We start from the raw sequence: 14,023 nt of genomic DNA, 5'->3' as shown, positions 1-14,023 counted from the left end.
AGTGATGCTGCTTGCGCATGACGAATCTCTCTGTGTGCTGCCCAAGGCCTCGAAATCGCTGAGCCGTTGCAACTGTTCTGAACTGAGGTGCCGTGGCGGGGGTCTGCCGTTGCAATCCAGTAAAGGTACTACCCAAATGACCCACATCGATGCCGACCGCCAGCGCCTGGAGCGATACGATGACCAGACCGATGAATACTTGCTGGCGATCATCACTGACGAAGACCATGCCTCGCAGATCGAACTGGAAGATGGTCAGGTCGCCTGGCGCTCGACCCTGCGGCATGACCGCCTGCACCGCGTTGTTGACGGAGCGGGTCGCGCGCATTATCGCTTCGAGGAAATCTTGCCCGAGCAAGGTGGCGAATTCCAGCTGGTCAGCTTGATCGCCGAAGGCGGTCGGGGTGCGGAATTCTCCGAGTTGGTGATGTTCGGCAAGCGCCTGCTGACCTTCGACGACCGCACCGGTCTAGTCTGCGAGATACGCGAGCACAACCAGCTGATCCCGCGACAGATTCTCATGACCGGCAGCGGCGATGAACGCTTCAAGGGCTTCAAGAGCGAATGGGCCACTCTATGGGGCGATCAGTTGGTGGTCGGTAGCCACGGCAAGCGTCCCGAGGAGGAGTGGGTGAAGGTGGTTGGCCGTGACTACGGCCTGCAGAGCATCGATTGGCAGGATCGTTATGCACTGATCCGCGAAGCGCTGGGCGTGGGCGAGCAGGGGTACGTGATCCATGAGGCGGCTGAGTGGCATCCGTACCGACGCCAATGGCTGTTTTTCCCCCGCAAGGTATCTACCGAGCCCTTCGATGAGGAGGTCGACGGGCGCGAGAGAGGTAGCAACAAGCTGGTAATCGCCAGTGAGGACTTTAGCGACGTTCAGGTGCTGGAGATTGGTGAGCGTGTGCCCGAGCGCGGCATTTCCTCGTTCAAGCTGGTACCCGGCCACCCCAACGAATGCATCGGTCTCAAGAGCGTGGAGATCGGTGATCGCACCGAGAGTTACCTGTTCTGCTTCAACCTCGACGGTGAGATTCTCACCGACGACCTGTTCATCGGAGCCTACAAGTGCGAAGGGGTGGAATTTCTCTAGCCGGCGCGCAAGGCCGATGCAGGCGGTGTTGCCCCTGCATCGCTGCTCAAAACCGATCCTGCAACTCCGTCGCCCGCAACGCTTGCTCGAAGCGTTCCAGGAAGATCGCTTCGGCGTGGGTGCGTTTCTGGTCGCGGTTCCAGAGCAGGTAGACGTCCACGTCGATGACACCTTCGGCAGGCGGCAGGCGCCAGACTTCGCCGGCTTGCACGTCCTTGGCGACGATATGTTCCGGCAGGCAGCCGATGCCATAGCCGGCGGCGACCAGGCGGCGTATTTCGTCGAGGCTCGGCGAGGAGGCCACGATGCGGCCGGTGAAGCCTTGCTGATCCCTGAAGATAGTCAGTGGCGAGAGGTTGCCGCCGATCTGGTCGCTGGTGAAGCTGACGAAGTTCTCGCTTTGCAGGTCGCCGAGTTTCAGGTTCTTGCGCCCGAACAGTGGGTGGCGCTTGCCGCAAAAGAACGCATAGCGTTGCTTGAGCATCACCCGTTGTTCCAGCCGTGACTGCGGCGTTCGGCACAGGCTCAGGCCGAAGGAAGCGGTTTTCTGCAGCAGCGCGCTCACTACGTCGGAGCTGCGCAGCACGTCGAATTCGAACTCGACCCTGGGGTAGTCGACATGGAAGTTGGCCAGGAAGTCGTCGTAGAAGCTCGACTGGATGCGGCTGATCATCAGCATGCGGATCTTGCCGGCAACGTTTTCCTCCGGGGCATCCAGCGCCGGGCCGAGGCGCGAGACGGTGCCGTAGAGTTCGGCAGCGATCTGCATGACTTCCTCGCCGGCCCTGGACAGCGCGATGCGTGGGCCACTGCGAATTACCAAGGCGCTTTCCAGCTGTTCCTCGAGGCGTTTGAGGGCCTGGCTGACCGCCGGCTGACTCAGGTGCAGGCGGGCTGCGGCGCGGCTGATGCTGCCTTCCTGGCCGATCACCAGGAAGGTGCGCAGCAGGTTCCAGTCCAGCCGGTCGTTGAGGAAACGGCGGGCCTCGGGGTTGCGGTGGCCGGGGTTCATGGGTGTTCGATTATCCGTCTTGCTTATACTTGAGTATTGATATTAGAAGCTTTGCTTAGCATAGGGGCGGGGGCATGATCTGGCAATGCACCGCCAGAGTGCGACCGATCCCGCACCTGGGATGTGCTTTTTCTCCTGCCTATAAAAACGAATCCGGGAGCTTGCGATGACTACACCCACCTCCACGCCGCGCCGTGCCGCGGCGGCCGCCTTCATCGGCACCACGATCGAGTTCTACGATTTCTACATCTACGCCTTCGCCGCCGCGCTGGTGCTGGGGCAGCTGTTCTTCCCCAGTGACAACGCGGTGCTGAGCACCATGGCCGCCTTCGCCACCTTCGCTGTCGGCTTCATCGCGCGGCCGTTCGCCGGGGTGGTGTTCGGTCATCTCGGGGATCGTCTCGGGCGCAAGAAGATGCTGCTGTTCACCATGGTGCTGATGGGCGTGGCGACCACCTGCATCGGCTTGCTGCCAACCTACGCTCAGGCCGGTATCTGGGGTCCGATCGGACTGGTCGCGCTGCGCTTCCTGCAGGGTATTTCGGTGGGCGGCGAGTGGGGCGGCGCGGTGCTGATGGCCAGCGAACATGCGCCCAAGGGCCGCAAGGTGTTCTTTGCCTCCTTCGCCCAGCTGGGTAGCCCGGCTGGCCTGCTGCTGGCGCTGATCGCCTTTCGCGCCATCAGCGAGATGGATCAGGACGCGCTGATGAGCTGGGGCTGGCGTGTGCCGTTCCTGATGAGTGGCGTGCTGATGATGGTGGGGCTGTTCATCCGCTTCGGTGTTCCCGAGTCGCCGGAGTTCGCCAAGGTCAAGGAGCAGAAGCAGACCTCCAAGAGCCCGGTCAAGGATGTCATCCGCCATAGCTGGCGGCAGATCCTGTTCGCCGCTTTGGCGGTGACCATCGGTTCCGGCGGTTTCTTCTTCACCAACACTTTCATGATCACTTACGTGACGCAGTATCAGGGCATATCCAAGTCGACCATTCTCGACTGCCTGTTCCTGGTGACCATTCTGCAGTTCCTCTCCCAGCCGTGTTCGGCACTGCTCGCCGAGCGCTTTGGTGAGGGGCGCTTCCTCAAATGGGTGGCGGGCCTGTGCATGCTGGTGCCGTACCCGATGTTCCTGCTGGTGCAGACCGGTAACCTGATCTACATGACGGCAGGTATCGCCCTGGCCGTATTGCTGCTGGCGGCGCTGTATTCGGCGATCGCCGGCTACATGGCCGAAGCTTTTGCAGCGCAGGTGCGTTACTCCGGTATTTCGATTGCCTATCAGTTGGGCAGCGGCCTGACCGGTGGTTTGACGCCGCTGATCGGCACCTACCTGGCCGGGCAGTACGCCGGGCAGTGGTGGCCGCTGGCGCTGTTCTTCAGCATCCTCGCGCTGATGTCGCTGGTTGGCGTCATCGGCCTGGCCCACCTGCGCGCCAGCGAGCGGCAACCCGTCAGCCTGTCCAACCCGGAGGCCGTTACCCCATGAGCAAACCCGACACCCTCACCGAGGTCGAATGGCAGGCCCGTTGCGACCTGGCCGCGCTGTACCGGCTGGTCGCCTACTACCGCATGACCGACCTGATCGACACGCACATCACCCTGCGCGTGCCAGGGCCCGAGCATCACTTTCTGATCAACCGCTATGGCGTTGCCTTCGAGAAGATGCGCGCCAGCGATCTGGTGCTGATCGACCTGCACGGCAATGTCGTGGATCGTCTGGACGGCCAGGGCCGGGTCAACGCGGCCGGCTTCGTCATCCATTCGGCGATTCACGCTGCACGGCCGGACATGCACTGCATCGTGCACACCCACACCGCCGCCGGAATGGCCGTGGCCGCTCAGCGTGACGGCCTGTTGCCGCTCACTCAGCATGCCCTGAAGTTCTACGGCAATCTGGCGTATCACACCTACGAAGGCATCGCGCTGTCGCTGGAGGAGCGTGCACGCTTGGTCGCGGATCTGGGTACGCACAACGCGATGATCCTGCGTAACCACGGCCTGCTGGCCGGCGGCCAGAGCGTGGCGCACGCCTTCCACGAGATCTATTTCCTCGAACGTGCCTGCCAGGCGCAGATTCAGGCGATGGCGGCGGGTGTGGCGCTGAACATTCCCAGTGAGGAAGTGTGCCGGCATACCGCAGAGCAGTTCTCGCGCGATGGTATCGAGGGCATCATCGATTTGGCCTGGCAAGCCGCCCTGAGCCTGATCGACGATCAGCGCAACGACTGGTGCAGCTAGGCTCATGGCGCGCATCGTATTGCTCTGCCGAGAGCCGAAACTGGAAGACTGGCTGGCCGGTCTGTTCACTCGACATGCGCCGCATCTGCAGGTGTTTCGCCCAGGCGAGGAGGGCGCCGAGCAGGCCGAGGTCGCGGTGTGCTGGTATCCCGCTACCGGAAGTCTGGGCAGGCTGCCGGCGCTGCGGCTGATCCACTCGATCGGCTCGGGCGTGGATCATCTGGAGCATGACCCTTCGCGGCCGGGTTCGATTCCCGTCTGCCGCGTGGTGGATCCGGATCATAGCCAGGGCATGGCCGAATACGTGCAGTGGGGCGTGCTGCATTTTCACCGCGGCTTCGACCAGGTGCTCAATGGTCGCCAGAGCCAGCAGTGGCAGCGGCCGGTGCAACGCGCCGCGCGGGACTTCAAGGTCGGCGTCATGGGCCTGGGCTCCATCGGTACGCCGGTGGCCTCGCGGCTGACCCAGGCTGGCTACACCGTTCGCGGCTGGGCCCGCACCGCGCGGCAGCTCCCGGATGTCGCCACCTTCGCCGGGGACGCGTCGCTGCCCGAGTTTCTCGATGGCCTCGACCTGCTGGTCAATCTGCTTCCGCTGACGCCCGCGACTCGCGGGCTGCTCAACAACGAGGTGTTCGCACGCATGGCCGAGGGAGCCGCATTGGTCAATTGCGGCCGCGGCGAGCACGTGGAAGAAAACCATCTGCTCGAAGCGCTGGCCAGTGGTCAGCTGCGCGGTGCGCTGTTGGATGTGTTCGCCGAAGAGCCGCTGCGCGTGGATTCGCCCTTGTGGCAGGCGCCCGGTGTGTGGGTGACGCCGCACATGGCCTCGGCCGCCTCCGATGCCTGCATCGCCAGCCAGATCGCCGACAACCTCGAACGCCTGAGCGCGGGCCTGCCTTTGAACAATCAGGTCGACGCCGAGCTGGGCTACTGAAATGACAGGCGCTGCTGGCCGCCGGCACCGCGAGACCAACGCTTTTGACGAGAATCGCCATGAAGACTTTCTTCCATCCGCACCAACGTCTGCATCACCCACGCTCCTACCTGTCCCGCGGGCAGATGCGCGAGCCGCAGGAAATTCCAGCGCGCATCGATCCGCTGCTGGCCATGGCGCGCCAGCTGGGCTTTGCGCTGATCGAACCCGAGGATCACGGCCTTGCGCCGCTGAATGCTGTGCACAGCACTGCGTATCTGGAGTACTTGCGAGACGCCTACACGCAGTGGCACGAAGTGGACGAAGACTGGGGCGACGAGGTGATGTCGAACATCTTCATCCGCGAGAACAATCCGCTGCGCGGCATCCTCGGCAAGACCGCTCGCTACCTGGCCGACGGCAGCTGCCCTATCGGTGAGCACACCTGGCAGGCCGCCTACTGGTCGGCGCAGGCCGCCGTCGCTGCCGCTGTTGCGGTGCGTGACGGCGAGCCTCAGGCCTACGCCCTGTGCCGCCCGCCGGGCCATCACGCCCGTGCCGAAGGCGCCGGGGGCTTCTGCTTCCTCAATAACGCCGCCATTGCCGCAGAAGTGCTCAGGGCGCGCTTCGACAGGGTGACCATCCTCGATACCGACATGCATCACGGTCAGGGTATCCAGGAGATCTTCTACGAGCGTGACGACGTGCAGTACATCTCCATCCACGGCGATCCGACCAACTTCTACCCGGTGGTGGCAGGCTTCGATGACGAGAAGGGCAGTGGTCCAGGTGAGGGCTACAACCTCAACCTGCCGATGCCCCATGGCGCGTCCGAGGCGGATTTCTTCACCTATCTCGGCCAGGCCGAGCAGGCCCTTGGCGACTTCGCCCCCCAGGTGCTGGTGCTCTCGCTGGGCTTCGACATCTACGAGAACGACCCGCAGTCCAAGGTCTCGGTAAGCCATGCCGGCTTCGAGGCGCTTGGGCGTCGCATTCGCGCCCTCGGCCTGCCCTGCGTGGTGGTGCAGGAAGGCGGTTACGACATCGCCACCCTCGACGAAAACGCCTCACAGTTCTTCAAGGGGTTGCTGGGCTGATCGTCATTGCCCGGAAGGATCCGGCACAAGCCTCTCCAACTGCGGGCATGCCCATTCCACGAATGCGCGCACCCGCGGCGAGAGCTGCAAGGCGTGCGGGTAGACCAGTTGGATTGGCAGGTCCTCCGGTTCGAAATCCCTGAGGATTCTCACCAGGCGACCGTCGGCCAGCTCGTCCGCCACCTGGTAATGCATTAGCCGGGTGATGCCTAACAGGCTGTTGAAAAACTACCTGCGTGGCCATCGCGGCGTTAAAAACAGGCTCAAAATGCTCATTTACAACACGTAAACTCCGCTTTTTCGCCTGTTTTTGCCTTGCGCTGGCTGCCTCGCCAACGTTTTTCAACGGCCTGCTAACCCTTCCACGCTGGCCTGGCTGGCAGCGCGGATCTGGTTGCATACCAGCCTAGGCGTGATGGTTTCGGCGAGTTCCTTGCCCTTGTGGCGGTAGTACCAGTGGCGGCCTTGCGAGGCCAGCGCGATGCAGGCGTGCTCGCTCAGTGATTGCGGTGTGTCGATGGTCGGAGCGCTGCGCAGGTGACCAGGCGGGTGGCGCCGATTGTGCGGTTTACCCTTACGTCGTGCTGGCGCCTGAAGGCGGTGTGGATCTCAGCCCGTACCACCACGTCGCGCGGTGGCTCGAGCGGGTAGAGGCACTGCCGGGCTATCTGCCCAAGCCCTGAACGATTGCTGCATACGCCGATGATGCAGCAGTACTGCAAGTTGAGGTGCAATCGGCTGCCTGGCACTTTCACTCCAGGCAGCCGATTGTGGGAGATTCTCTGTTGAGCAATGCAGTCGATTTTTCAAAATATTTCCGTCGGGAAATGGAGGTGAACTAACGTTCCGGCAGCGCGATCCTTTCCTATGCGCAGTCAGCGCGAGCCTGACGGGCCGGTGCATTCGTACCGAGCCTCGATCCAGTGTCGCTGAACGATAAGGAGCCGCCGTGACCGTTACCACCCACCCCGTCTATCGACGCACGCCAAGCCCGCTACATGCGATCCTGCTTGCCGGAGCCGTCCCCCTGTTTCTCGGCGCCTTGCTGAGCGACATCGCCTACTACAAGACCTTCCAGATCCAGTGGAGTAACTTCGCCGCCTGGCTAATCGCCGGTGGGTTGTTGTTCTCCGGTTTGGCGTTGCTGTTCGCGCTGGTCAATCTGATCCGTGCCGACCGCAAGGCCGGGCGCCCGGTCATGTACTTCCTGCTGTTGCTGATTACCTGGGTACTCGGGCTGGTCAACGCCTTCGAGCACGCGAAAGACGCCTGGGCCATCATGCCGGCGAGCCTGGTGCTGTCGGTGATAGTGACCCTGTTGATCACCATTACGGCGTGGATCGGTCTTAGCGGCCTGCGTTCGGGAGGTGTCGAATGAGAACTGCAAGCTCACTGACTGTCCTGAGCATGGCGCTGTTGCTGAGCGCCTGCGGCGGCGAAGCGGATACCACCATGGACCGTGGCCCGGATCCCAAACTGCCGGAACCACAACGCGGTTTTTTACCCAGCATGAAGATCGCCGAACCAGAGGAGTGGGGCGATCAAAAGCCTACCGTGCCCGAGGGTTTCAGCGTCACGGCGATCGCCACTGACCTGCGTATTCCGCGTCAGACGCTTGTGCTGCCCAATGGCGATATCCTCGTCGCCGAAGGCCGCGGCGGCAACGCTGCGAAGCTCAAGCCCAAGGACGTGATCGCGGGTTATATCAAGGCTCAGGGCAATACCAAGGTCAAAGGTGGCAATCGCCTGACGCTGCTGCGTGACGCCGATGGCGACGGCACCTACGAGGTGCAGACGGTGTTCGCCGACAACCTCAATGCGCCATACGGCCTGGCCTTCTTCGAGGGCAAGTTGTACGTGGCCAACCAGGACGCGCTGGTCAGCTTCGATTATGAAGATGGGCAGACCGAAGCGGGCGGCCCACCGAACAAGGTCACCGACCTACCGTCGGCGATCAACCATCACTGGACCAAGGCACTGACCATCAGCCCGGACGGTCGCTACCTGTACGTGGGTATCGGTTCCAACAGCAATATCGGCGAGCGCGGCATGGAAGTCGAAGCCGACCGCGCGCTGGTCTGGCAGGTCGACGCCGAGACCGGTGCTCACAAGCCCTACGCGACCGGGTTGCGTAACCCCACGGCGCTGACCATTCAGCCGGAGACCGGGCAGTTGTGGGCCGTGGTCAACGAACGAGATGAATTGGGCCCTGACCTGGTGCCGGATTACCTGACCTCGGTGCGTGAAGGCGAGTTCTATGGTTGGCCCTACAGCTACTGGGGCACGACAGTCGATACGCGGGTGAAACCGGGTAATCCGGACAAGGCGGCAAGTGCCATCAAACCGGACTACAGCCTTGGGTCCCACGTCGCCGCGCTGGGTGTCGACTTTTCCATTCCGGAGATGGGCGAGCAGTTCGCCAACGGCGTTTTCGTCGGTGAGCATGGCAGCTGGAACCGCGACAATCCGGTGGGCTACAAGGTGATCTTCGTGCCGTTCAATGACGGGCGTCCGGCGGGTGAGCCGATCGACTTCGCCACGGGCTTCCGCACCGACGAGGGCAAAACCCGCGGCCGGCCGGTGGGTGTCACCGTCGACCCGAAAGGCGCACTGATCATCGCCGACGACCTCGCCAATACCATCTGGCGCGTGACGCGTAATCAGTAAACCGTGAACCCCGGGGCGGGCAAGCCGTTCCAGGGGTTTCCCATGCAACCCGCCGTTCACTACGAAATCGCTTCGTTTTGAACGGTGGTTTGCTCGTCGCCAATTCGCTGATCGGCACCAAGCGGGCGTCAGACCCAATCCTCCTTGAAGCCCATCGATATCCGCATCGCCGCCAGAGCAATGCTCGCCTTGCAAGGCCGTTTTCAATTGCAGTAGGCCCGGTCTTCAGACTACTCGCGGGCAACTTCCTGCTCACTCTCGTAATGGCAGACACCCCGTAAAAGTGGCCGTCAACGCATGGTTCGCGTGGCTACTCATTCCTTTCAGAATTGTAATTTCCCCATCACCTTGGCGTTAGCTCCCGGGCGGAAGATAGCGTTTGGCCAACGTTTCACGAATTACAAAAGCGCCACCTATCTATAAGAAAACTGCCTTAACGTCTGGAGCAACCATGAAGAAAAAAGCCGCACTGTCGCTTGCCGTCATGTCAGCGATCATTGGAAGCAATTATGCAATTGCCGATGAGCAGAAGGAGGGGTTCATCGAAGGCAGTAGTTTGAGCATCCTCAACCGTAATTTCTATTTCAACCGTGATCATCGCAACGGCGAAACCGCGCCGGGTGGTGCCGGTTATTCCGAGGCCTGGGCACACGGCATCATTGGCAAATTCGAGTCTGGGTTCACCCAGGGCACCGTTGGTTTTGGCGTCGATGCCTTTGCCATGCTCGGTATCAAGCTCGACACCGGCGGTGGCCGCAATGGCGGGCGCAGTTCGTTCGACGTGCTGCCGGTGGATCGCGATGGCGAGGCGCGCGACGACTACAGCAAAGTCGGTGGCGCACTGAAAGCGCGGGCATTCGATACCACGATAAAGGTCGGGGATGTATTTCCTGCCACGCCGGTCGTTCATTACGGTGACTCGCGATTGTTACCCGAGTCCTTCCGCGGCGTTACCGTCGTCAACAACAGCCTGGATGGGCTGACCCTGCAGGGTGGTCGCCTGCACTCGATGAGCCAGCCGGTGTCGAGCAACATGCGCGACAATTTCGCGACCTTTTACGCCGGCGGTGTCGACTCGCCGTGGGTCGGTTACTTCGGTGGTGATTACAGCCTCAATGAAAACGTCAGCTTCAGCGCTTACAGCAGCCGACTGAAAGATGCATGGGATCAGTACTACGTGGGTACATCCCTGCGCTACCCGATCAGCGATGACGTGGCATTGATCGGTGGCTTCAATTACTACAAGGCGGTGGACGAAGGCTCCCAGCAACTGGGTGAATTCAACAACAGCATCTGGAGCGGCAAGCTTGGCGTGCAGTTCGGTGCTCACACACTGGCGCTGACGCACCAGCGCAACAATGGTGACGACGACTTCGATTACCTGCGCCAGGCCGACTCCATCTACCTCGACAACTCGATCCAGTACAGCGACTTCAACTCGCCCAAGGAAAAGTCCTGGATGCTCCGTTACGACCTCAGCATGGCGCCCTACGGCGTGCCAGGGCTGTCCTTCATGGCGCGGTATGGCAAAGGAACGGACGCCGACTATTCCAATGCCAACAGCGTCTACATGCGCCGGGATGCAGACGGCAATCCGTTGACCGACCAAAAGCGCTGGGAGAGGGACTTCGAAGCCAAATACATCGTGCAGACTGGATCGCTCAAGGATATGAGCTTTCGCATTCGTCAGGCCAACACACGGGCGACTCAGTTCGAGTCGGATCTGGACGAAGTTCGCTTGATAGTCGAATACCCACTCAGCGTTCTCTAGTAGGTGCTGTGTATGTAAAGGTAACTAGTGATTGATTGCAGGATTGTAATGTTCCAACAACGCTCTTGTTATCTTCGCCGGATATAGTCATTGCATGTCCCTTGCAGCGTTCGGAGTTCTTCGAGCGCTCACCCTATTCACCTTTGAAGCATTCATGCTCCTTTGGAAGAGGTGAATCCTGGCGCCCCTGGTGGGCGCCTTTTTTATGTTCGCTCGATAACTTCGGTGTTGCCATTTCCCATGTGCAGGGACTACTGAGTCGCAGCCATTAAAAAGCCGCCTGAAGAGGCGGCTTTCATATACAGCACTTCTGTATCATCGCTGGTTGACGCATTGTCCTGGCATCGTATAGCGCACGGAATGCAACGATCCTTGCGAGTCTTCATAACTCATGATCTTCTTGAAGTTACCGCAGGTGCTGATGTCTTTCGTGGTGTGCACCAGCTTGGCCACGTCGATTTTCATGCCATAGGCATAGTCACGAATCAGCGGGGCGGGCTTGCCGGTGCTCGCCGCATATTCCTGCATGATCGCGCTGCTTTCGTTCTGGTACTTCTCGTGGAGTTTCTCGACGGATACTTTGGCCTGAGCAAAAGACGCACCGCTCAGCAGGACAAAGGCAACCAGATACTTACTCACTTTCATAACTGCACTCCTCTTTAAATGTGCAGTCATTATCTGTTGCCGATGCTATCGCCAGCGTGGCGTGAATATTACATTGTTGACAGGAAGGCGCCTGGCGGAACGTATTCAATAATCAGGAAGTTCTAACGTGGAAACGTCAACTGGAAGACAGTCGTCTCACCAACGGTGGAGTCAACACTGACACTGCCGTGATGCAGGCTCATGATCGAACGCACGATGGACAGTCCCAGCCCCGTACCGCCATCTGCACGGCAGCGGCTGGCGTCGACGCGATAGAAACGCTCGAAGATATGCGGTAGGTGCTGCTGCGGTATGCCGCTGCCGGGGTTGCGGATGGACAGTGTCGTCGAGCCTTCGCGTTCTTCGATGTTCAGGTCGATGGTGTTGCCTGTCGGTGTATGCCTGATCGCGTTGGAGAGCAGGTTGGAAATGGCTCGCTGGATCATCAGCCGGTCACCACGGACCGTGCCGGTACCTTCGATGGCGAGGGTTATGTGCCTTTCTTCCGCTGCCATATGGAACAGATCGACAACCCGGCTCACTTCATCGCTCAGGCTGATCGCTTCGAATTTTACCAGCGCGGCCGGGTGGCTGACGTGGGCGATGAACAGCATGTCGGAGACGATGCGGGCGACTCTTTCGAGCTCTTCGATGCTGCTTTCAAGAACCGCCTTGTACTCTTCCGGAGTGCGTTGCCTGGACAGCGAAACCTGCGCTTTGCCCATCAGATTGGAGAGCGGAGAGCGCAACTCGTGCGCGAGGTCGTCGGAGAACTGCGAGAGCTGTTGAACGCCGCCATCGAGACGATGAAGCATGAAGTTGATGCCTTCGGCCAGCTCACCCAGCTCTTTGGGAAGGCGCTCCACCGGTATGCGGTGGGTCAGATCCTGGGTGGAGACCAGTGCGGCTATCTTGCCGAAGCGCTTCAGCGGTTTGAGCCCGCGCTGCACCACCCACCAGGCTCCACCTCCGATGAGCAGGAGCACGAACGGCAATGCACTCAGGGTGTATTTGAAGTACGCGCTGAGCAGGTCTTCGTCGTTGGTGCGATCCATCGCAAGGCGCACGATGATCTTGTTGCCATCGACCAGGCGCATCGCCGTCGTGGCAATGAGGATGTTGTGGTCGCGGCTATCAGTGCTTTTGCCATAGGTGATTTTACCCAGCGCCGTGTCATTGGCAGGTAAGGCCGCGGGCAGATCGTTGATGCTGAGCAGCTCGCGCACCTCGGCGCCTGATTCATAGAGGGTCAAGCGCAGGTTGTCGTGGCCGAGCACCAGGTCGAGCAGTTCGTGCGGTTTGTCTCTCAGGTTACGCGTGGTCAGCTTGTCTTCGGCCAACCTGTGCTCTATCTGACTCAGCTTGCCGCGCAGGCTTTCGGTCGCCAGCGATGATAGCTCGTGGGTCAGTGCGAAGTAGGCCAGTATGGTCAGCAGAACCACCAATGCTGCGCCCATGAACACCACCGAGAGGCCGAGGCGCATGGACAGACTGGCGGGCTTCATGAGCGCTCCTCGAGCACGTAGCCAACACCTCTGAGGGTGTGGATCAGCTTGTGCTCGAAGGGGTCGTCTATCTTGGCGCGCAGGCGTCGAATGGAGACCTCGACGACGTTGGTGTCGCAATCGAAGTTCATGTCCCACACCAGTGAGATGATTTGCGTACGGGAAAGCACTTCACCCGAACGGCGCATCAGCAGGTGAAGCAGCGCGAACTCCTTGGTCGTCAGGTCGATTCGCTGAGCGCCACGAAAGGCCCGATGGCGGCCTGGATCGAGCTCGAGATCGGCCACCTTTAAGACGTCTGGTACATGGGTTTGCTCGGTTCGTCGCAGCAGTGACCTGACCCTGGCCAGCAGCTCGGGGAACTCGAACGGCTTTACCAGATAGTCGTCTGCGCCAAGATCCAGCCCTCTGATCTTGTCGGCCAGCCTGCCGCGCGCCGTCAGCATGATGACGCGGGTGCTGGTGCTGCGCCTGATGTTCTCGAGAACCCCCCAGCCATCCATTTCCGGCAGGTTCACATCGAGTATTACCAAATCATAAATATGTTGTTTGACCAGATGTAAACCGTCGATACCTGTTGCTGCTCTATCTACCACATAACCGCTTTCGCTAAGGCCTTGATGGAGGTATTCGGCAGTTTTAGGCTCATCCTCGATAATTAGGATTCGCATTGTTAGTGTCCTGAAGGGATTGATTCGGTGATTGTTCTGATCGTTATTCTTGGGGACGAAACGCTAGGGTGAATCAAGAAATTCTAAACCCTGTAGTCACTCAAGGGTAAAGGCTCTTGGCCGCTATTTACGGGGGCTGTGGCAACCTGACGCAGCCCTGTGACGGCTCTGTTCCGTTCGTACGGACGCTGGGCTTGCGAGTCACCAAGCGACATGAGTGCTTGCCGGCAGGGTTATTTGGCGAGGCGATCTTAATGCAAAAGTTTTTGCCGAAAGAGTGGATTACATATTTGTAATCTTGCGGTCACCTTGGCGATAAGCGCGCCTAATTAGATTTAGCCCCAATCACTACTTCGAATAGTCATCGGTCGTTCGGCTGCCGCACTTGTGGTGTCGACACTGTATTGATTG

At 60.3% G+C, this 14,023-nt stretch carries 12 protein-coding genes and 2 pseudogenes; 9 read left to right on the top strand and 5 right to left on the bottom strand.

Annotated features, from left to right (window positions below):
- Window positions 1–136 precede the first annotated feature (136 nt).
- Entirely contained in the window at window positions 137–1,096 is a 960-nt protein-coding gene (locus ACZ3GY_RS14320) for a hypothetical protein (protein ID WP_465910644.1), read from the top strand.
- A gap of 46 nt (window positions 1,097–1,142) precedes the next feature.
- Here the strand turns inward: ACZ3GY_RS14320 and ACZ3GY_RS14315 are convergent, their stop codons facing one another.
- Window positions 1,143–2,108, bottom strand: coding sequence for a LysR family transcriptional regulator (locus tag ACZ3GY_RS14315; RefSeq protein WP_225839195.1), 966 nt, complete (start codon window positions 2,106–2,108; stop codon window positions 1,143–1,145).
- 166 nt (window positions 2,109–2,274) lie between these two features.
- Between ACZ3GY_RS14315 and ACZ3GY_RS14310 the strand changes: the two genes are divergently transcribed.
- From ACZ3GY_RS14310 to ACZ3GY_RS14295, 4 genes are read left to right on the top strand one after another with little or no spacing between them, the layout of a single operon-like run.
- Window positions 2,275–3,588, top strand: coding sequence for an MFS transporter (locus ACZ3GY_RS14310; protein WP_465910643.1), 1,314 nt, complete (start codon window positions 2,275–2,277; stop codon window positions 3,586–3,588).
- Window positions 3,585–4,340 (top strand): class II aldolase/adducin family protein, encoded by a 756-nt coding sequence (locus ACZ3GY_RS14305; protein ID WP_465910642.1) that lies wholly within the window; start codon window positions 3,585–3,587, stop codon window positions 4,338–4,340. Before ACZ3GY_RS14310 ends, ACZ3GY_RS14305 begins: the two co-directional genes overlap by 4 nt.
- 4 nt (window positions 4,341–4,344) lie before the next feature.
- Entirely contained in the window at window positions 4,345–5,277 is a 933-nt protein-coding gene (locus tag ACZ3GY_RS14300; RefSeq protein ID WP_465910641.1) for a 2-hydroxyacid dehydrogenase, read from the top strand.
- A gap of 59 nt (window positions 5,278–5,336) precedes the next feature.
- Window positions 5,337–6,353, top strand: a complete 1,017-nt coding sequence (locus ACZ3GY_RS14295; RefSeq protein ID WP_465910640.1) for a histone deacetylase family protein — start codon at window positions 5,337–5,339, stop codon at window positions 6,351–6,353.
- 3 nt (window positions 6,354–6,356) lie between these two features.
- Here ACZ3GY_RS14295 and ACZ3GY_RS14290 read toward each other — a convergent pair.
- A pseudogene (locus ACZ3GY_RS14290) lies at window positions 6,357–6,566 on the bottom strand (LysR substrate-binding domain-containing protein); the annotation flags it as partial.
- A gap of 341 nt (window positions 6,567–6,907) precedes the next feature.
- Here ACZ3GY_RS14290 and ACZ3GY_RS14285 point away from each other — a divergent pair.
- From ACZ3GY_RS14285 to ACZ3GY_RS14270, 4 genes and pseudogenes are all read left to right on the top strand, one after another.
- Window positions 6,908–7,036 (top strand): annotated as a pseudogene (locus tag ACZ3GY_RS14285) (glutathione S-transferase family protein); the annotation flags it as partial.
- 266 nt (window positions 7,037–7,302) lie between these two features.
- Entirely contained in the window at window positions 7,303–7,731 is a 429-nt protein-coding gene (locus ACZ3GY_RS14280) for a DUF2231 domain-containing protein (protein ID WP_463565758.1), read from the top strand.
- Window positions 7,728–9,020: a PQQ-dependent sugar dehydrogenase gene (locus ACZ3GY_RS14275; protein WP_465910639.1), complete on the top strand. Its 1,293-nt coding sequence runs from the start codon at window positions 7,728–7,730 to the stop codon at window positions 9,018–9,020. Before ACZ3GY_RS14280 ends, ACZ3GY_RS14275 begins: the two co-directional genes overlap by 4 nt.
- 484 nt (window positions 9,021–9,504) lie before the next feature.
- A complete protein-coding gene (locus ACZ3GY_RS14270) occupies window positions 9,505–10,791 on the top strand; it encodes an OprD family porin (protein ID WP_465911050.1) in 1,287 nt (428 codons plus the stop codon).
- 315 nt (window positions 10,792–11,106) lie between these two features.
- On the opposite strand, the gene ACZ3GY_RS14265 is transcribed toward ACZ3GY_RS14270, so the two are convergent.
- The 3 genes from ACZ3GY_RS14265 to ACZ3GY_RS14255 form a co-directional block, all read right to left on the bottom strand.
- Window positions 11,107–11,436 (bottom strand): DUF2790 domain-containing protein, encoded by a 330-nt coding sequence (locus ACZ3GY_RS14265; protein WP_465910637.1) that lies wholly within the window; start codon window positions 11,434–11,436, stop codon window positions 11,107–11,109.
- A gap of 122 nt (window positions 11,437–11,558) precedes the next feature.
- On the bottom strand, window positions 11,559–12,941 hold the full coding sequence (locus ACZ3GY_RS14260) for a heavy metal sensor histidine kinase (RefSeq protein ID WP_465910636.1): 1,383 nt from the start codon (window positions 12,939–12,941) through the stop codon (window positions 11,559–11,561).
- Window positions 12,938–13,612 (bottom strand): heavy metal response regulator transcription factor, encoded by a 675-nt coding sequence (locus ACZ3GY_RS14255; protein WP_463565754.1) that lies wholly within the window; start codon window positions 13,610–13,612, stop codon window positions 12,938–12,940. The genes ACZ3GY_RS14260 and ACZ3GY_RS14255 overlap by 4 nt, the downstream gene beginning before the upstream one ends.
- Between the last annotated feature and the right edge of the window lie 411 nt (window positions 13,613–14,023).

The sequence above is a fragment of the Pseudomonas sp. PME37.24/006 genome (assembly GCF_055556635.1).
Note: the sequence above shows the minus strand (reverse complement) of the source record. Positions and strands in the feature narration are given on the sequence as shown.